Annotated in this window: 18 protein-coding genes and 1 pseudogene; 8 read left to right on the top strand and 11 right to left on the bottom strand. The window is 69.8% G+C overall.

From position 1 onward, the window contains the following. Positions 1-31: 31 nt before the first annotated feature. The 4 genes and pseudogenes from O5O46_RS23715 to O5O46_RS23700 form a co-directional block, all read right to left on the bottom strand. Positions 32-100 carry a hypothetical protein gene (locus O5O46_RS23715; protein ID WP_269857651.1) on the bottom strand — a complete coding sequence of 23 codons (69 nt, stop codon included), beginning with the start codon at positions 98-100 and terminating at the stop codon, positions 32-34. Between the two features lie 127 nt (positions 101-227). Continuing rightward, positions 228-458, bottom strand: a pseudogene (locus tag O5O46_RS23710) (DUF2267 domain-containing protein); the annotation flags it as partial. Positions 459-1155: 697 nt separating this feature from the next. Beyond that, positions 1156-1887 carry a YcnI family copper-binding membrane protein gene (locus O5O46_RS23705; protein ID WP_269857571.1) on the bottom strand — a complete coding sequence of 244 codons (732 nt, stop codon included), beginning with the start codon at positions 1885-1887 and terminating at the stop codon, positions 1156-1158. A gap of 110 nt (positions 1888-1997) precedes the next feature. Then, entirely contained in the window at positions 1998-2609 is a 612-nt protein-coding gene (locus tag O5O46_RS23700) for a hypothetical protein (RefSeq protein WP_269857570.1), read from the bottom strand. Between the two features lie 304 nt (positions 2610-2913). Here O5O46_RS23700 and O5O46_RS23695 point away from each other — a divergent pair, with 304 nt between their 5' ends. Then, positions 2914-3891 (top strand): ATP-binding protein, encoded by a 978-nt coding sequence (locus tag O5O46_RS23695; protein ID WP_269857569.1) that lies wholly within the window; start codon positions 2914-2916, stop codon positions 3889-3891. Between the two features lie 36 nt (positions 3892-3927). Further along, a complete protein-coding gene (locus O5O46_RS23690; protein WP_269857568.1) occupies positions 3928-4317 on the top strand; it encodes an SCO5389 family protein in 390 nt (129 codons plus the stop codon). Between the two features lie 68 nt (positions 4318-4385). On the opposite strand, the gene O5O46_RS23685 is transcribed toward O5O46_RS23690, so the two are convergent. The 6 genes from O5O46_RS23685 to O5O46_RS23660 form a co-directional block, all read right to left on the bottom strand. After that, positions 4386-4709: an ArsR/SmtB family transcription factor gene (locus O5O46_RS23685; RefSeq protein WP_269857650.1), complete on the bottom strand. Its 324-nt coding sequence runs from the start codon at positions 4707-4709 to the stop codon at positions 4386-4388. A 79-nt stretch (positions 4710-4788) separates the two neighbouring features. Next, positions 4789-5217, bottom strand: coding sequence for a (2Fe-2S) ferredoxin domain-containing protein (locus tag O5O46_RS23680; protein WP_269857567.1), 429 nt, complete (start codon positions 5215-5217; stop codon positions 4789-4791). Next, positions 5214-6257 carry a WD40 repeat domain-containing protein gene (locus O5O46_RS23675; RefSeq protein WP_269857566.1) on the bottom strand — a complete coding sequence of 348 codons (1044 nt, stop codon included), beginning with the start codon at positions 6255-6257 and terminating at the stop codon, positions 5214-5216. Before O5O46_RS23675 ends, O5O46_RS23680 begins: the two co-directional genes overlap by 4 nt. Further along, on the bottom strand, positions 6254-7273 hold the full coding sequence (locus O5O46_RS23670) for a CobW family GTP-binding protein (protein WP_269857565.1): 1020 nt from the start codon (positions 7271-7273) through the stop codon (positions 6254-6256). Before O5O46_RS23670 ends, O5O46_RS23675 begins: the two co-directional genes overlap by 4 nt. Before the next feature lie 5 nt (positions 7274-7278). After that, positions 7279-7548: a hypothetical protein gene (locus O5O46_RS23665; RefSeq protein WP_269857564.1), complete on the bottom strand. Its 270-nt coding sequence runs from the start codon at positions 7546-7548 to the stop codon at positions 7279-7281. Next, complete coding sequence (locus O5O46_RS23660; RefSeq protein ID WP_269857563.1) at positions 7497-7943, bottom strand: Fur family transcriptional regulator; 447 nt, start codon at positions 7941-7943, stop codon at positions 7497-7499. The genes O5O46_RS23665 and O5O46_RS23660 overlap by 52 nt, the downstream gene beginning before the upstream one ends. 548 nt (positions 7944-8491) lie before the next feature. Here O5O46_RS23660 and O5O46_RS23655 point away from each other — a divergent pair. From O5O46_RS23655 to O5O46_RS23630, 6 genes are all read left to right on the top strand, one after another. Next, positions 8492-10432, top strand: coding sequence for an RICIN domain-containing protein (locus tag O5O46_RS23655; RefSeq protein ID WP_443072606.1), 1941 nt, complete (start codon positions 8492-8494; stop codon positions 10430-10432). 45 nt (positions 10433-10477) lie between these two features. Continuing rightward, on the top strand, positions 10478-11398 hold the full coding sequence (locus tag O5O46_RS23650; RefSeq protein WP_269857562.1) for a glycoside hydrolase family 16 protein: 921 nt from the start codon (positions 10478-10480) through the stop codon (positions 11396-11398). 194 nt (positions 11399-11592) lie between these two features. After that, positions 11593-12072 carry a MarR family winged helix-turn-helix transcriptional regulator gene (locus tag O5O46_RS23645; protein WP_269857561.1) on the top strand — a complete coding sequence of 160 codons (480 nt, stop codon included), beginning with the start codon at positions 11593-11595 and terminating at the stop codon, positions 12070-12072. Positions 12073-12205: 133 nt separating this feature from the next. Continuing rightward, positions 12206-13444 carry a cytochrome P450 gene (locus tag O5O46_RS23640; protein ID WP_269857560.1) on the top strand — a complete coding sequence of 413 codons (1239 nt, stop codon included), beginning with the start codon at positions 12206-12208 and terminating at the stop codon, positions 13442-13444. A 35-nt stretch (positions 13445-13479) separates the two neighbouring features. Further along, positions 13480-13686: a ferredoxin gene (locus tag O5O46_RS23635; RefSeq protein ID WP_269857559.1), complete on the top strand. Its 207-nt coding sequence runs from the start codon at positions 13480-13482 to the stop codon at positions 13684-13686. Continuing rightward, positions 13683-14915 (top strand): NAD(P)/FAD-dependent oxidoreductase, encoded by a 1233-nt coding sequence (locus O5O46_RS23630; protein WP_269857558.1) that lies wholly within the window; start codon positions 13683-13685, stop codon positions 14913-14915. Before O5O46_RS23635 ends, O5O46_RS23630 begins: the two co-directional genes overlap by 4 nt. A gap of 70 nt (positions 14916-14985) precedes the next feature. Here O5O46_RS23630 and O5O46_RS23625 read toward each other — a convergent pair whose 3' ends face one another. Next, positions 14986-16572 (bottom strand): GMC family oxidoreductase, encoded by a 1587-nt coding sequence (locus tag O5O46_RS23625; RefSeq protein ID WP_269857557.1) that lies wholly within the window; start codon positions 16570-16572, stop codon positions 14986-14988. Positions 16573-16637: the final 65 nt, after the last annotated feature.

Below are 16637 nucleotides of genomic sequence, written 5' to 3'. Positions count from 1 at the left end.
GGCAACGGGAACGGCCTTGCACGATGACGCTCTACGGCAGCAGCTTCTCAAGGTCCTGGGGGAGAATTGATTTGACGTCCCGCCATTCGCCTTCGGACACGTGCGCCTTGAGCGCCTGCAGGACCGTCCGGACCACGTCGTCGATCCCGACCTCGGCCTGGTAGGGGTTCCGCGCGCACCCGGTCCAGGAACTCGTCCTTGCCCATCTTCACCGGCGCCCGGCTCGGATCCCAGCCGTCGTAATAGATGCCGCGGACGAGCATCGGCAGCTGCGCACCGAGCTGAGCAGCCTCTTCGACCGTGAGCCGGTCGCGCAGGGCGTGCAGCGTTGCACGCAGGGCGGCGTGGGACTGCTTGCGCTTTTCCTTCGGCCACCCGTAGGCCTCTTCGATCTCGCGCAGCAGTCTGTTCGTCTTGTCGACGGTGACGTTGAAGGACGTAAACCCTGTATCCACCATGAGTGTCCCTTTCTCCGCCCACACGGCGAACGGATGGGTCTCGGGAGCATCGCCGTTCTCAGTGGCCGGTACACACTTACGCGCGGACGCATGCCCCCAGCCGCCCACTCCGCACGCATCACCCCGGGCGGGCGGTCCGTTACGGGTGCGCGGGTTGCGCTGTCACTAGACGACTTTCCGGCATATCGGACACCTTCATGGTACGAGGCGGTGGCCACCCATCGGGCTTGAGGGCGATCCCGGTTTGCCTTGTTTGATTGGGCATTCAAGCACTGGGCTTGTCGTCCGCAACCGACGAAGATGCCACTCAGGCCCCACCCAACTGTCCCAAGCCCTGCGGCGGCTTCGACTCAACGCGCAGGGCCGCACGCGAGCGGTCAGGCACTTCCTGACCGCGATCAAGGGCCTCGAACGCGGGCAACTTACCGGGGCGAACTTTCCGCCCGACACGTGTCCCCCGGGTGTGCACGCGACCACCACTCCCCCGTGAACTCCAGCCGCCGCGTCAACTCCCTTATCCGCCAGGGTAGTTCCACCACTCGCACGCGGGCGGCGGTCGATGGCTCCCAGCCCCGCTGGCCCCACAGAAGAACCGCTCCCACTGAGGAATACGTCCGGGCCGCGTAGTGGCGACAGGGAGCCGTGGGAGACCAGGGCCCCGACCGTCGTCCGGTCGGGGCCCAGCTATCAGGTGTGGCTACTGCCGTGCGGCGCGGGCGCGGGCCAGGCCGAGGCCGCCCGCTACCAGGCCGAGGAGGCCGACGACGAGCCCGGCGATGCCGAGGATGCGGGCGGTGGAGTCGCTGGCCTTCGCAGACGCCGTCGTGGAAGCCTTCGGCGCGGCGCTCGACGCGTCGGAGTCGGGGGTCGCTGCGGTCAACGTCAGCGTCGGGGCGGGGTTGTCCGGCTGGGGCTGGCCGGGCTGCTGCTCCTCGATCCAGCGGACGATCTTGCCGTCGGAGTAGGTCTGCAGTGCCTTGAAGACCAACTGGTTCGTATCGGTCGGCAGTTGACCGAAGGCGACGGTGAAGTCCTGGTAGTTGCCGGGGTCGATCTTGCCGCCGGTCCAGATGACCTCAGAGACGGCGTCGGTGATGTTTCCGTCGTCAGTCTTGATCGGGGTCCTCAGCTGGACGGTCTTCACCTGGGCCGTCCAGCCCGCGACCGGCGTGACAAGGACGGAGGGGATCGGGTGGTCGGCGGGGAAGGTGATGTCGACCTTGGTGGTACTGGCGTTGTCCTCCTCGTTCGGCACCCGGAAGGTCAAGGTGCCGTCGGAGGCGCCCTTCGGGTAGCTGTCGGGGTGGATGGTGACGTGGGCGAAAGCCGCACCGGCGCTCGCGAGCACACCGGTGGTGGCCAGCGCGCCGACCACGGCCACGCGGCGCAGGCCGCGCCGGGAGATGGAACGTACAGGGGTCGCAGACATGCGAAGACTCCGTGCAGGGTCGACCGGCGGACATCACGATCCGCCGGTGAAGCGGTGAGAGGGGCACCCCGCTGAAGATCAGCAGCGGTGCGGGGCCGTACTGGGACGGCTCACATGGACGGGGCCGGAACAGGCCCTGCCGCGGGTGGTCCCCGGCGTATCACCGCATGACGCAACAGGACCTGCGGCGTCCACCTCTCCCGCGCATCGCGCTGCCGTACCCGCGTGTCGGACGAGTCTTCCGGCACCACCCCGCTGGCGCGCCACCAGGCCACGAACCCCGGAACCAGGGCAGCCACCTGGCGGAGGAGCGACCACACGGCGGCCTCGCCGCGACGCAGCCACCACGAGGCCGCCAGCGCCGCCACGGCATGCGCCGCGATCGCTCCACCGCCCTCACCGTGCTGCGGCACCATCGCCATGCCGGGCACGGACATGCCCGGCATGCTCGCCATGGAGGACCCGGCGTGCATGGGAGCGGCCTCGAACAGCAGATGAAGCCCGACCTGCACCACGCCCATGGCGCTGCCGATCCCTGCCAAGGACCGCTCTCGGCCACCTAGCAGGTAGCCCAGTGCGAAGACCGCCACGAATCCGACACCATCGGCCCGCATCGCGGGTGCCTGATGGCACGCGAGGCTGTGTCCGGCCGCCGCCAGCGTCACGCACAGCGCGGCGAACACGGCAGCCCGCAGGCTCCGCAGCACCGGCGATGCGTACACGCGAACAACGTCCTTCCAACGGATCGGGCGCAGCCGTCCCAGGGTGCGCTCCGGAGCGGGATGCCGCCAGACGCGCACCGCCCAGCTGTGTGCGCTCCACCGGTAACCGGTGCGCGGGGCCGGAACGCTTGCGGCTGCGACGCGCCACTGTAAGGGGCGTTTTCACGGTGCCCGTCACCACCCCCGTGCCGCCCGTTTGGCGCATGCCAACCGTCCAGGGGCAGGCGGTACTTGACGTGTGCGGTGGTTCTGCCCGAGGCTAGGCCTGGAAATGGTTTTCATAATCGATTAAGGCTTCGGGAACATGAAGATTGCCTTCGTGGGCAAGGGCGGCAGTGGCAAGACCACCCTGTCAGCGCTCTTCGCCCGGCAACTGGCGGCCTTAGGGGGCACGGTGGTCGCCGTGGACGCCGACATCAACCAGCACCTGGGGGTGGCGCTGGGACTGAGTGAGGACGAAGCGGCGCGGCTGCCCGCCATGGGCGGCCGACTGGCCGAGATGAAGGAGTATCTGCGCGGGACCAACCCACTGATCGGCTCGGCCGCCTCGATGGTGAAGACGACGCCGCCCGGACGTGGCTCCCGGCTACTGCGGGTCGGCGGGGACGACCCGATCCACGGCACGCTGGCCCGCGAGGTGGCGGGCGTGCGGTTGCTGGCGGCGGGCGCGTTCGCGGAAGAGGACCTGGGGGTGGCCTGCTACCACTCCAAGGTCGGCGCGGTGGAGCTGTATCTCAACCACCTGGTGGACTTGGACGGCGAGTACGTGGTGGTCGACATGACGGCGGGCGCGGACTCGTTCGCCTCCGGCTTGTTCACCCGGTTCGACCTGACCTTCATTGTGGCCGAGCCCACCCGCAAGGGTGTCTCCGTGTACCGCCAGTACCGCGACTACGCGGCCGAATACGGCATCGCGCTCGCCGTCGTCGGCAACAAGGTCACCGGCCCCGACGACGTTGCCTTCCTCCAGGACCACGTCGGCGACGACCTGCTGGCGTGTCTGGAGCACTCGCCGTACGTACGCGCACAGGAGCAGGGGAAGCGCCACGGATCGCTGGATGAGCTGGAGTCGGTCAACCGGGCCGCACTGGAGCGGCTGCACGCGGCCGTCGACGCCCGGCCGAAGGACTGGGCCACCTTCCAGGCGCACGCCGTGACCTTCCACCGCAAGAACGCGGCGGCCTGGGCGAACAGCGCCACCGGCGAGAACCTCGCCGCCCAGATCGACCCCGCCTTCACGCACGGCCCGGACGCCCTGTGGGCGCAGATCGCAACCCACTGAACACTCCCGCAAACAACCGAACACGATAGGAATCGCATGTCGCTCGATGTGTCCCCCGAACTGCTTGCTCAGGCGGAGCGGGGTGAGGTGGACGAAGCCGCCTTCGTCGACACCGTACGCACCTCGCTGCCGTACGCGTACCGGATGATCTCCGATCTGGCGGGTGAACTGGAGCGCGGCTCGGCCCCGTTCGCCGACAACACCACACCGCCGCCCACGGAGTCCGAACGCGGCCAGTTGCTGCGCGCCCTGGCCAGTGATGCCATCCGGGGCAGCCTGGAGCGGCACTTCGGGGTGCGGTTGGCCTTCCAGAACTGCCACCGCGTCGCGGTCTTCCGTGCGGACGTGGAGCGGGAGGCGTACGAGGACTTCACCTCACCGCGCGCCCAGTTGCTCAACCAGTCGCCACAACTGCGCGACTGCTGAGTCCCAACGCCCGCGGCCTCCGCCGGACCCCAACGGCCGGCGGAGGCCGCGGGCGTTCGGTGTCGGGCTCAACCCTTGTCCGTGGGGCTGGACTTCGAGTGCTCGATCTTGAGGTGTTCGATGTGGTGGACGGCCTCGTTGAGGAGCCTGGCGACGTGGTCGTCGTGGAGCCCGTAGACGATGCGTCGGCCGTCACGGCGGCTGATGACCAGACCGAGGGCGCGCAGCAGGCGGAGTTGGTGGGAGACGGCGGACTGCTCCATGCCGATGGCGACGGCGAGTTCGGTGACCGGGCGCGCGCCCTGGCGGAGCGTGCTCAGGATCAGCAGCCGAGAGGGAGCGGCCAGGGCCTGAAGAGTGGCGGCGACGGTGTCGGCGGTGGCGCCGTCCAACTGTTGGGGTGCGAGCTCGCAGGCGGACGCGTGGTGGTGCTCGGCTCGCGGCGCGGATGAGGGCCGTTCGGCCCGCAACTCATCGGCGTGCACGATTGCGTCCACGGCCGCGCGCCCGTGCCTCGCCCGGCGCGGCGATGAAATGTAGTTCCAGTGTGGCCGGCGGAGCGGTGACGCCGGGGCCTCCGTCGGTGGCCCAGCGCAGGATGTCGCTGGTGCAGTCGTCGTCCAGGGCCCAGCCTATCCAGGTGGCTCGACCGCCGTTGCGCCGTCCCTCGGCGGAGGGTTGGACCACGATGACGTTGGCCTGACCGCAGGGGCCGAGGCAGTCGGTGGTTCGGACGCTGAGTCGGCCGCCTGATTCGGCGGCTGCCGCCCGCAGCCGGTCCAGTTGCCACTGGTGATCGGTGCCGGGGTGCTTGCGGGGGTTGCCGCAGCAGCAGCCCCGGCACACGACCAACGTGCACGGCCGGGTACGGGCGGCGCCGACCACGGCGCGGCTGCTCACAGAGCGGTCCTGGACGGCAGATGGTGGGCGCGTACCGTGCCGTCGCGGTGGGCGGCGATCAGTAGATGCGGTCCGACCCAGCTCAGCGCCGCCACCGCCGCGTCCCCGTCCAGGGTGCGGGCCGGGCGTAGTCGTCCTTCGGGCCGTCCCGCGGTTGCCCGCCACAAGGCGACCGTGCCGTCGTCTCCCCCACTGGCCAGGTGGCCGCCGCCTCCGGGCCGCCAGGCGAGGGCGGTGATGGACTCGTGGCAGCGCAGCGAGCGGGGTGCGGTGCCTGCTGGGCCCTTGCCGGAGAAGTCCCAGACGGTCACGTCGGGGGCTCCGTCGGCGGCGAGCCAGAATCCGGTGTCGTCGAAGGCGAGCCGGGAGACCTTCTCCCGGTAGCCGGACATGGTGAGTTCATCGCCGTCGCGGGTGCGCCAGATGTGGATGGAGGCGTCCTGGTTGCCGCTGCAGATCCACCGCTCGGTGGGTGCGACGGCGAGCGCCAGGTGGGATCCGATGTACGGGTAGGTGGTTACCGGCGCGGTCTGGTGCCGCTCATGGCAGCGCACCGCGCCGTAGGCGGCGACGGCCAGCCGTCGGCCGCCGCGCATCCACGCCAGATCGGTGACCGTGCTGGCGGCCGGTTCCGTACGCCACAACTCCCTTCCGTCTGCGGCGAGTACGACGGCACGTCGGCCGGAGGCGACGGCGACGCGTTCACGGTCGGCCCACCGTGCGACCGACGACCAGGCGCCGGTGTGGAAGGTCGCCATCTGGCCGTTCTCCCGCCGCCACAGGGCGTACCCGGTGGGACCTGTGGCCGCCAAGTGCCGACCGTCCGGGGCCAGTTCGAGGTGAAGCAGACCGCCGGGCACTTCGAGGGCGTCGATCCGAGTACCGGTGGCGGTGTCCAGTACGCTGACCATGCCCTCCGCACCGGCGACGGCCACCAGGTCATCCTGGGCGCTGAGGGCGACCGGGGCGTCGTCGATCGTGGTGTGCCAGACCGTGGACACGTCGGCGTCGGGAGCGGTGGTGCTGCTGTTGTTGCTCACGCGGTGGCTCCCGTGGTGGCCAGACAGGCGGCGAAGTCGCGTTCCAGGGCGGTGCGGTCGAGGTTGCGGCCGATGAACACCAGCTTGTTGCCGCGGGGTTCACGATCGTCCCAGTCGCGGCCGAACTCGCCGTCCAGCAGCATGTGTACCCCCTGGAACACGTACTGCTTGGGCGCGCCCGCGATGGCGAGGATGCCCTTGGACCGGAAGATGTCGGCCCCCTTGGTGCGCAGCAGGTTGCCCAGCCACCGGTTGAGCCGGTCCTCGTCGAGTTCACCGGGCAGGTCGATGCCGACGGATGTGACCGTGCTGTCGTGCTGGTGCTCGGTCTCGGTCAGGAACTGCGGGTCGTCCTTGAGCACCCGGTCCAGGTCGAACGCGCCGACGTCCATGACCTGTTGGAGGTCCACCTTGGCGTGCTCGGCCGGGATGATCTGGACGGAGGCGTTGATGGCCCGGATCCGGGAGATGACCTCGCTCACGGTGGCCTCGTCCGCCAGGTCGGTCTTGTTGAGCACCACCCGGTCGGCGAAGGCGATCTGCTCGACCGCCTCGTTCTCCACACCCTCCGGTTTGACTTCGTCCAGGTGCTGGAGGACGTGGGCGGAGTCGACGAGGGTGACGATGGCGTCCAGCCGTAGCTGGGCGGCGATCTCGTCGTCCATGAAGAAGGTCTGGGCGACGGGGGCCGGGTCGGCCAGCCCGGTGGTCTCGATCAGGATGTGGTCGAACTTCTCCCGGCGCCGCATCAACGCGCCCAGGATCCGGATGAGGTCGCCGCGTACGGTGCAGCAGATGCAGCCGTTGTTCATCTCGAAGATCTCTTCTTCGGCGTCGAGCACAAGGGCGTCGTCGATGCCGACCTCGCCGAACTCGTTCTCGATGACGGCGATCCGCAGACCATGCTGCTCGGTCAGGATCCGGTTGAGCAGCGTGGTCTTGCCAGAGCCGAGGAATCCCGTCAGCACGGTGACCGGGACGCGGCCGTCAACGGCCGCCGCTGTGGCTTGTGTCATGGGGGTCAGGCTCCTTCTGGGCCGCTGGCGAGCAACGGGCGCAGGTCGTCCTCGGTGATCTGGTCGGTGGGTCGGTGCAGGGTCCAACGGCGCGCCGGGCCGTCCATGGGCAGCACGGCGATGACCGTTTCCAACGGCGGGCAGCCCGGCTCGGTGCAGGCGAGTTGCCGGATCACGACGGCGGTGTCGTCGTCGAGGCCGAGCAGGCGCCGTACGGTTTCCTTCAGTTCGAGTGAGTGCGGTGTTCCCCGTGGCGGGCGGGCCCCGAGCGGCATGGTGGTTCTCCTTCGTCGGCGTTGGGCACACAGAGGGCGCAGATCCCGGTGAGCTCGACCGTGTGCTGGACCGCGGCGAACCCCGCGTCCCTCCCGACCCGCTCGGCCCACTCCTCCACCACCTCGGCGGCCACCGGCTGACTACGCCCGCAGCAGCGGCACATCAGGTAATGGCGATGACCATCCGCGACGCGCCGCCGGTAGAGCCGCTCGCCCGCGTCGTCGCGCACGACGTCGACACGACCGGTCGCCGCCAACGCCCGCAGGGCGCGGTAGACGGTGGTCAGCCCGACCCCTCGCCCTGCTGCCTCCAGGAGTGCGTGCAACTCCTGGGCGGAGACGAAGTCCTGACACCCTCCGAGCACTCGCAGCACCGCAGCCCGCTGCCAGGTCACGCGCTCCGGTCCGTGCCCACGTGGCGGCCTGGCGGGCGTGCGGCCATCCACGACAGATCACCCCACTGGAGACTTTGCGGCCGGTCACACTCTGAGGCTAATTGAAAACGACTTCCATGTCCATCTGGCGTTTACAGGGCCGCAGTGCTGCCGGTTTTGGACGGCCGGACGGTGCGCCCTGGCAAGGTCAGCCGAGATCGCGCGGCAGTTCGGCGCGCTCGACCGGCATGGTGATCACGCGGTCGTGGCCGGTCGCCAAATCCCATGACCCACCAGTTGCCGCGGGCTTCCCCCGCACACGCACATGACCGCGTGGCCGCGCGGACACATTTGTCGGCACCCGCAGGGCCGAGACGGGTCACAGCGACGACACCACCCGCCCGCACGGTGGGGCGCCCACCCAGTCCTCCCCGAGTTCCGCGTCCCGGGCACGCCCTCAGGTCTTCAGTTCTTGAAGAAGGCCACATCCCTTGACGCCTCATCAGTTCACGAGTTAAATCACGCCGCGAAATAAGTCGGAAAACCAGCCCGACCCCAAGGGACCCCCCATGTCACCCACCCCAGGCCCTCTTCCGCCTGCGCCATCCCGGGCCGTCTCCCCCCACCGCCGGCGCGGCCCTGGTCGGCGCCACAGATGGATCGCCGGTCTCACCTCCGCGGCGCTGGCCGTAGCCGGATTCCTCATAGCCAGCCCCGGCACCGCGCACGCGGTGGGCGAACCAGTCAACGTATGGCTGACCACCACCGACGACTCCGGCGGCCGCCATGTGACGCGTGGTCTGGAGCAGCAGAGCCCCCTCGCGTTCGCCCCCGGCACGGGCAGCACCGGTCAGACCGTGGCCGTCAACGAGAACAGCCGCTACCAGCAGTTCAGCGGAGGCGGCGCCTCGTTCACCGACACGGCCGCCTGGCTGATGAACAGCAGCGGCGCCCTGACCCCGTCGACCCGCGACGCGGTGATGGGGAAGCTGTTCGACCCGAAGGCCGGTATCGGGCTGGACTTCCTGCGCAACCCCATCGGCGCCTCGGACCTGGCCCGGAACGACTACACCTTCGACGACATGCCCGCCGGGCAGAGCGACCCGAATCTGGCGCACTTCTCCATCGCCCACGACCTGGCCGACGTGCTGCCGCTGACCAAGCAGGCCGAGCAGCTCAATCCGGACCTGAAGGTCCTGGGCACACCGTGGACCGCTCCGGCGTGGATGAAGGACAACGGAGCGATGGACCAGGGTTGGTTGCAGTCCCAGTACTACGCCGCCTACGCGCAGTACTTCGTTAAGTACATCCAGGCCTACCAGGCCCAGGGCGTGCACATCGACTATGTGACCCCGCAGAACGAGCCGACCTGCTGCTCCGGTTACCCCTCCATGCAGTGGAACGGCTCCGGGCTGCACTACTTCACCGGAACCGACCTGCTGCCCGCGCTGCACGCGGCGGGACTGTCGACCAAGGTCCTGGCCCTCGACTGGAACTGGGACACCTACGGCTCCTACGGCGCCCCGACCGTGGACGACGCCTCGATCCGCAACGACCCGCTGTTCGGCGGTGTGGCCTGGCACGGCTACGGCGGCGACGTCACCGAACAGACCACGGTGCACAACCAGTACCCGAACCTCGACGCCTACGACACCGAGCACTCCGGCGGCACCTGGATCGGCAACCAGCAGCAGGAGGACATGAACAACATCATCGACTACACCCGCAACTGGGGTAAGTCGGTGGTGAAGTGGTCGCTCGCCGTGGACCAGAACATGGGCCCGCACAACGGCGGTTGCGGCACCTGCACGGGGCTGATCACCGTGCACAACGGCGACGGCCGCAGCGGTCAGGTGGACTACACGGTCGAGTACTACGACATGGGCCAGCTCACCAAGTTCGTACGGCCGGGCGCCTACCGGATCGACTCGACGGCCAACAGCGCCATTCCCAACGTGGCGTGGCTCAACCCGGACGGGTCGAAGGCCCTGATCGCCTACAACGGCGGCGGCTCGGACCAGCCGCTCACCGTCAACTGGGGTGGCCAAACCTTCACTTACACGCTGCCCGCGCACACTTCGGCCACGTTCACCTGGAACGGCACGCAGAACTCCGGCGGAAGCCCGACGGGAGCGATCAGCGGGTACGGCGGCAAGTGCGTGGACGTCGCGGGCGCCAACTCGGCCAACGGCGCGGCCGTGCAGCTCTACGACTGCAACGGCACCGCCGCCCAGACCTGGACCGTCGCCGCTGACGGCACCCTGCGCGCCCTGGGCAAGTGCCTGGACCTCACCTCCGGCGGAACGGCCAACGGCACCCAGGCCCAGCTCTACGACTGCAACGGCACCGGAGCACAGCTCTGGCGTTCGGGCTCCGGCGCAACGCTGGTCAATCCGCAGTCGAATCGCTGTCTCGACGCCACCGGTCCCAGCTCGGCCAACGGCACCCGGCTACAGATCTGGGACTGCACCGGAGCCGCCAACCAGCAGTGGAAACTCCCCTCGGCGTGATCGCCCCCTGATCCCCCCAACGACACATTCGACGAGGTGAACACGATGCCCTCAACCATCCCCCCACAACCCGCCCGTGCGCGTACCCGAATAGGGAACCGCCGGCGCACCCGCGCCGCCCTCGCCGCGGCCCTCCTGCTCACGGCGGGCTGGACGTTGGCGGCCACGGCTCCGGCCAACGGCAGCCCGGCTTCCCACCGGCCCGCCGCCGTCACCACCTTCTCCGACGACTTCAACGGCCCGGCGGGCAGCGCGGTCGACGGCGGCAAGTGGCGTTACGAGACCGGCGACAACGTCAACAACCACGAGCGGGAGTACTACACCTCCGGGACCGCCAACGCCGCACTGGACGGCAACGGCCATCTGGTCATCACCGCCCGCAAGGAGAATCCGGCCGGTTACCGGTGCTGGTACGGCAGTTGTCAGTACACCTCGGCCCGGCTCTCCACCGCGCAGACCTTCACCCAGGCGTACGGGCACTTCGAGACACGTATGAAGATCCCCCGCGGCCAGGGCATGTGGCCGGCGTTCTGGATGCTCGGCAGCGACATCGGCAAGGTGGGCTGGCCCGCCTGCGGCGAGATCGACGTCATGGAGAACGTCGGCTTCGAACCCGGCACGGTACACGGCACCCTGCACGGCCCCGGCTACTCGGGCTCCGGCGGCCTGGGCGCCGGCTACACCCTGCCCGGAGGGCAGGCGTTCGCGGACGGCTTCCACACCTTCGCCGTCGACTGGTCGCCGCGCGCCGTGACCTTCTCGGTCGACGGCCACGCCTACGAGACCCGCACCCCGGCCGACACCCACGGTAACAAGTGGGTCTTCGACCACCCCTTCTACCTCATCATGAACCTCGCCGTCGGCGGCTACTGGCCCGGTGACCCCAACGGCAGCACCCAGTTCCCGCAGTCGCTGGTCGTGGACTACGTCCACGTCACGACCAGCAACAGCGCGCTGCGCCACTGACCCGGCGGGTCGGTGGCCGACCGTCGCACGGACGGCGCGGGGGCGGGAAGGGCGACGCGCCCAGCCCGCCCCCGCTTCGTGACCGGGTCAGCCCACGATGCGACCCAGCGGAAGGCGGCGCGTGACTTGTCGTGGCCGCATACGGATCACGCAAACCATAGACACCCTATATAGGCCAGTGATACAACTCGAATATGGAAGAAACGCCCGAAGAGAGCTGCCGGGAGACGGCAGCGGCGCTGTTCGACGTGACCACCGTGATGATCAGGCACCTCTCGGACCGGCAGGGCATGAGCCTGACCACCGCCTCGACGCTCAGACGGCTGGAGCAGGCAGGTCCGATCCGGCTGACCGCGCTGGCCGCGGCGGAAGGCGTCACCCAGCCGTCGATGACCCAGTTGGTGCAGCGACTGGAGCGCCAGGGCCTGGCAACACGGGTGGGTGATCCCCAGGACGGACGGGTCTGCCTCGTCGCCATCACGGACGCGGGGCGGGAGGTGCTGGCCGAGCGCCACCGGAGCGCACACGCCCGTCTTGCCGAGCTGCTGGGCACGCTGCCCGCCGAGGACCTGCAAGCGCTGGGCGAGGCCATGCGGACGGCCCTGCCCGTCATCCATCGGATGACCCAGGCCACCGCGCGGCCCCGCGTACCAGGCGGCGGGCCAGCCCACTGACCCACGCCGTGCTTTTCGGTGCGTCTCTCCTGCAGGCCGGACCTGCTCCGCTGCCCTGGCCGCGCCCCCGCGAGCCGGGTCCCGGTCCCCGCCTGCCCCATATGGCAACGGACTTCCGAAAGGGGCAGAGAACATGAGCACCATCTCAGCACCCGGCACCGACGCACCCTCCGCTGAGCTACCGGCCTACCCCATGCCCCGGGCCGCCGCCTGCCCGTTCGACCCACCGCCGACCCTGCGCACCCTGCAGGGCCAGACCCCGATCGGCAGGGCCCGGCTGTGGAACGGCAGCACCCCATGGGTGGTCACCCGGTACGAGGACGTACGGGCGCTGCTGGCAGATCCGCGGATCAGCGCGGACAGCACCCACCCGCACTACCCCCATCAGTCCGCGGGCGCGGCGGAGCGCCGGAAGCAGTCGCGGACCTTCCTCGCCATGGACGATCCGGAGCACGCCCGGCTGCGTCGGATGGTCACCGCGACGTTTTCCATCAAGCGGGTGGAGGCGCTCCGGCCGGCCATCCAGAAGATCGTGGACGACCTGATCGACAAGCTGCTGGCCGGACCGAAGCCGGTGGACCTGGTCCAGGCGTTGGCGCTGCCGGTGCCCTCACTGGTCATCTGCGAGCTGCTCGGCGTCCCGTACGCCGACCATGACTTCTTCCAGTCCAACAGCAAGACCCTGATCAGGAGCACCACAACGCGGGAGCAGGCGCGGGAGGCCACCCAGCGGCTGGTGGACTATCTGGAGCGGCTAATTGGCGACAGACTGGCCCACCCCGCGGGCGACCTGCTCTCCACACTGGCCGAGCGGGTTGATGCCGGTGAGCTCTCCCTGCGCGAAGCGGCCAACATGGGGATGCTGTTGCTGGTCGCCGGGCACGAGACGACGGCGAACATGATCGCGCTGGGCACCCTGGCCCTACTGCAACACCCGTACCAGCTGGCCCAGTTGCGGGAGAGTGACGATCCGAAGGTGATCGCCTCGGCGGTTGAGGAACTCCTGCGCTACCTGACCATCGTGCACAGCGGCCGACGCCGCGTGGCCCTGGAGGACATCGCGATCGACGGGGTGACCATCCGCGCCGGCGAAGGCGTCATCCTCGCCAACGACATCGCCAACCGCGATCCGGCCGCCTTCCCCGGCCCGGACCGGCTGGATCTGGACCGCAACCCCCGTCACCACCTGGCCTTCGGCTTCGGCGTGCACCAGTGCCTGGGTCAGCCGCTGGCCCGGGTGGAACTGCAGGTCGTCTACGGCACCCTGTACCGCCGGATTCCCACCTTGACGCTGACGGTGGATCTCGACGAGATCCCGTTCAAGCACGACGGGCTCGTCTACGGCGTCTACGAACTGCCCATCACCTGGTGACCGAAGCCGAGTGCCGAGCAGGAAGGGAGGATCCGATGAAGGTGGTCATCGACCAGCACAAGTGTGTCGCCTCCGGCCAGTGCGTACTGACCGCACCCGAGGTGTTCGACCAGCGTGAGGAGGACGGCATCGTCGTCCTCCTCACCGAGACCCCACCCGAGGGCCTGGTGGACGACGTGCGGCAGGCCGCCGCCCTCTGCCCGGCCCAGGCGATCTGGGTGAAGGAACAGGCAGAGGAGTGAAACGCATCGTCATCGTCGGAGCCTCGGCCGCAGGACTGACCGCGGCCGAGACCCTCCGCCGCCGCGGCTACGACGGTGACCTCACCCTCATCGGTGAGGACCCCCATCCGCCCTACGACCGGCCGCCGTTGTCCAAGCAGGTCCTGACCGGCACATGGGAGTCCGAGCGGGCCACGCTGCGCACCGCGCAGCAACTGCGGAAGCTGCAGGCCGACTTCAGGCTCGGGCAAGCCGCCACCGCACTCGACGTCGCCGATCGCCACATACATATGGGCGGTCGCGAGAGCATGGGCTTCGACGGTTTGATCATCGCCACCGGCGTCGTCCCCCGGCGACTCCCCGACAGCGACCTGGCCGGGGTGCACATGCTGCGCACGCTCGACGACGCCCTCGCCCTGCGCGCCGCGCTGCTCGCCGGTCCCCGGGTGGTCGTGGTGGGCGCAGGGTTCCTGGGCACCGAAGTCGCCGCGGCGGCCCGGGCCTTGGGGCTGGACGTGACCCTGGTCGAGCCGGAACCGGTCCCGGTGCGCCGCCCGTTCGGGGACCGCGTCGGCGCGCTCGTCGCCGAGTTGCACCGCGCCCACGGAACCCGGCTGCGCTGCGGCGTCCCGGTGCGCCAACTACGCGACGCCGACGGCCGGGTGACCGGGGTGGAACTCGGCGACGGCACGACGCTGCCGGCCGATGTCGTAGTCCTGGCCGTCGGATCCACCCCCGCAACCGGATGGTTGACGACCTCGGGGCTGCGCCTGGGGAATGGTGTCGTGTGCGACGCGCTGTGCCAGGCCGCGCCCGGCATCTACGCCGCCGGTGACATCGCCTCCTGGCACAACCCCCACTTCAACACCCGGATGCGGCTGGAACACCGCATGAACGCCGCCGAACAGGCCATCGCCGCGGTCGGCAACCTGCTCGGCGACGCCGTCCCGTTCGCACCGGTGCCCTACTTCTGGACCGACCAGTACGACACGAAGATCCAGGCGTACGGCGTCTTCCCACCCGGCGCGGAGCTGCGGATCGTCCACGGCGATCCGTCGAACGGCCACTTCGCCGCGGCCTACGGTCACGAAGGGGTGGTGGTCGGCGTGCTCGGCTGGAACACGCCACGCGAGGTACGCATGCTGCGCCGTCTGGTCGCCGAACGTGCCCCCTGGACAGCCGTCACGGGCGCCTGCGCACCCGGCTCCACAACGGCGCACCGGCCCCTCGACCTCCGCGGTGGGCAATGAACCCTGGCGAGCGGACATATCCGCCTGACGTGCGCGGGCGTCCTTTTCGGCACCGGCAACGCACCACCGCTCAGCCGCGGATGAGACCGGCCGCCCGGTGGCCGATGACCACGCACGGCGCCATCGTGTTCCCGGAGGTCACCCGGGGCAGAACCGAGGCGTCGGCGACGCGCAGGCCCTCCAGGCCCCTGACGCGCAGCTCGGAATCGACGACGGCGTCACCGTCGACGCCGACCCGGGCCGTCCCGCACTGATGCCAGAACGTGGAGGCCGCTGCGCGGATATAGGCGGCGACCTCGGCGTCGGACACGCCGCCGGGGATCGCGCGGGAGCCACGGTAGGGGCGCATCGCCTCCGTGTGGGCGATCTGCTCGGCGAACCGATAGGCCTCGACGGCGTCCCGCAGATCGTCGGGCTCGTCGAAGTAGCCGGTCTCGATCACGGGAGCGCTCGCCGGGTTCGCGTCGGCGAGCCGCACCGATCCGCGCGACCGCAGGCGCATGCCGAGCAGGAGGGTGAAGGCGGACTCCGGCCTGCCGTACCGCGCCTCCGCCTCGGGGCTCATGAACGCGCTCGCGCCGGAGTACATGACGAACTTCGGCGACTCCGCGCGTCCATCGGTACCCCAGAAGCACACCGCCTGGGCGCGCGACGGCGGAGGCAGCTCCTGCGCGCCGGCCTCCCACACGCAGCCGAACAGCAGATGGTCGTCAAGGTTGGCACCCACGCCGGGTAGGTCCGCAAGGACGCCGATGCCGAGCGACTCAAGGTGTCGAGCGGGCCCGATGCCCGACTGCATGAGGACCTTGGGCGTCTGCACCGCCCCGAGGCTGAGCACTGTCTCGCGCACGGCGCGAAAGCGGACGAGACGGCCCCCTGACACGGCCTCGACGCCGACCGCACGGTTGCCCTCGAACACGACCCGGGTGACCAGCGTCTTCGTGAGCACCGTCAGGTTGCGCTGTCGGCGCCGTGGACCGACGAGCGCGCGGTAGGGGGAGCGGCGCGTGCCGTCCTCGACGATCTCGTCCCGGACGGCGCAACCGCTGCCTCGCTCGGCGAGTTCCCCGTTCGGGCTGTCGTAACGATCGAGCCCGACCGACTCGGCTCCCGCGAGCATCGCCGAGAAGAACGGATGCAGCGGCTGCGCCGGCTGGACGTGCATCGGGCCAGCCGCGCCCCGCCGGTCGGGGTCGGGCTCGCCCCGCCAGGTCTCCAGCTCGCGGTAGACGTCGAGGGTCGAGCGGTAGTCCCACCGCGGGTCCGCACAGCTCGCGGCGAAGTCATCCCAGTCGCGCCGGTGGCCGCGCGACCAGACGCTGACGTTGATACTCGAGCCGCCGCCGAGCCCCTTGCCCATCGAGTACAGCAGGCGCCTGTGGTCGACCTGGGCGCCTGGCTCGGTGACAAAACCCCAGTCGCGTTCGCTGCCGAGGTTCTCGAACCACCGGTCGGGATCGGACACCCGCTCATCGGCGTCGTCCGGGCCCGCCTCGAGGAGCAGCACCCGCAGGTCCTCGTCGGCCGCGAGCATCCCCGCGACCGTCGACCCCGCCGAGCCCGCGCCGCACACGATGACGTCGAACTCGTCTTCGGCGGCTCGGCCGCCGAGGTCGGCGGCGAATCCGGCTTCTGTCCGCTGTTGGCACTCGTCCACGTTGCGCGCTCCTCATCAAGCCCGCCCGACACGGGCGTGGTTGTCGCTCGCTCCACCGGACGGAT

The organism is Streptomyces sp. RPT161, from assembly GCF_027533845.1.
Taxonomy (GTDB): Bacteria; Actinomycetota; Actinomycetes; order Streptomycetales; family Streptomycetaceae; genus Streptantibioticus_A; species Streptantibioticus_A silvisoli_A.
This window is presented reverse-complemented; position numbering and strand designations above follow the sequence as displayed.

Coding starts and splice junctions, on each gene's coding strand:
- O5O46_RS23705 (WP_269857571.1), bottom strand. CDS start 1,887: ATGTCTGCGACCCCTGTACGTTCCATCTCCCGGCGCGGCCTGCGCCGC.
- O5O46_RS23695 (WP_269857569.1), top strand. CDS start 2,914: ATGAAGATTGCCTTCGTGGGCAAGGGCGGCAGTGGCAAGACCACCCTG.
- O5O46_RS23690 (WP_269857568.1), top strand. CDS start 3,928: ATGTCGCTCGATGTGTCCCCCGAACTGCTTGCTCAGGCGGAGCGGGGT.
- O5O46_RS23670 (WP_269857565.1), bottom strand. CDS start 7,273: ATGACACAAGCCACAGCGGCGGCCGTTGACGGCCGCGTCCCGGTCACC.
- O5O46_RS23665 (WP_269857564.1), bottom strand. CDS start 7,548: ATGCCGCTCGGGGCCCGCCCGCCACGGGGAACACCGCACTCACTCGAA.
- O5O46_RS23655 (WP_443072606.1), top strand. CDS start 8,492: ATGTCACCCACCCCAGGCCCTCTTCCGCCTGCGCCATCCCGGGCCGTC.
- O5O46_RS23650 (WP_269857562.1), top strand. CDS start 10,478: ATGCCCTCAACCATCCCCCCACAACCCGCCCGTGCGCGTACCCGAATA.
- O5O46_RS23645 (WP_269857561.1), top strand. CDS start 11,593: ATGGAAGAAACGCCCGAAGAGAGCTGCCGGGAGACGGCAGCGGCGCTG.
- O5O46_RS23640 (WP_269857560.1), top strand. CDS start 12,206: ATGAGCACCATCTCAGCACCCGGCACCGACGCACCCTCCGCTGAGCTA.
- O5O46_RS23635 (WP_269857559.1), top strand. CDS start 13,480: ATGAAGGTGGTCATCGACCAGCACAAGTGTGTCGCCTCCGGCCAGTGC.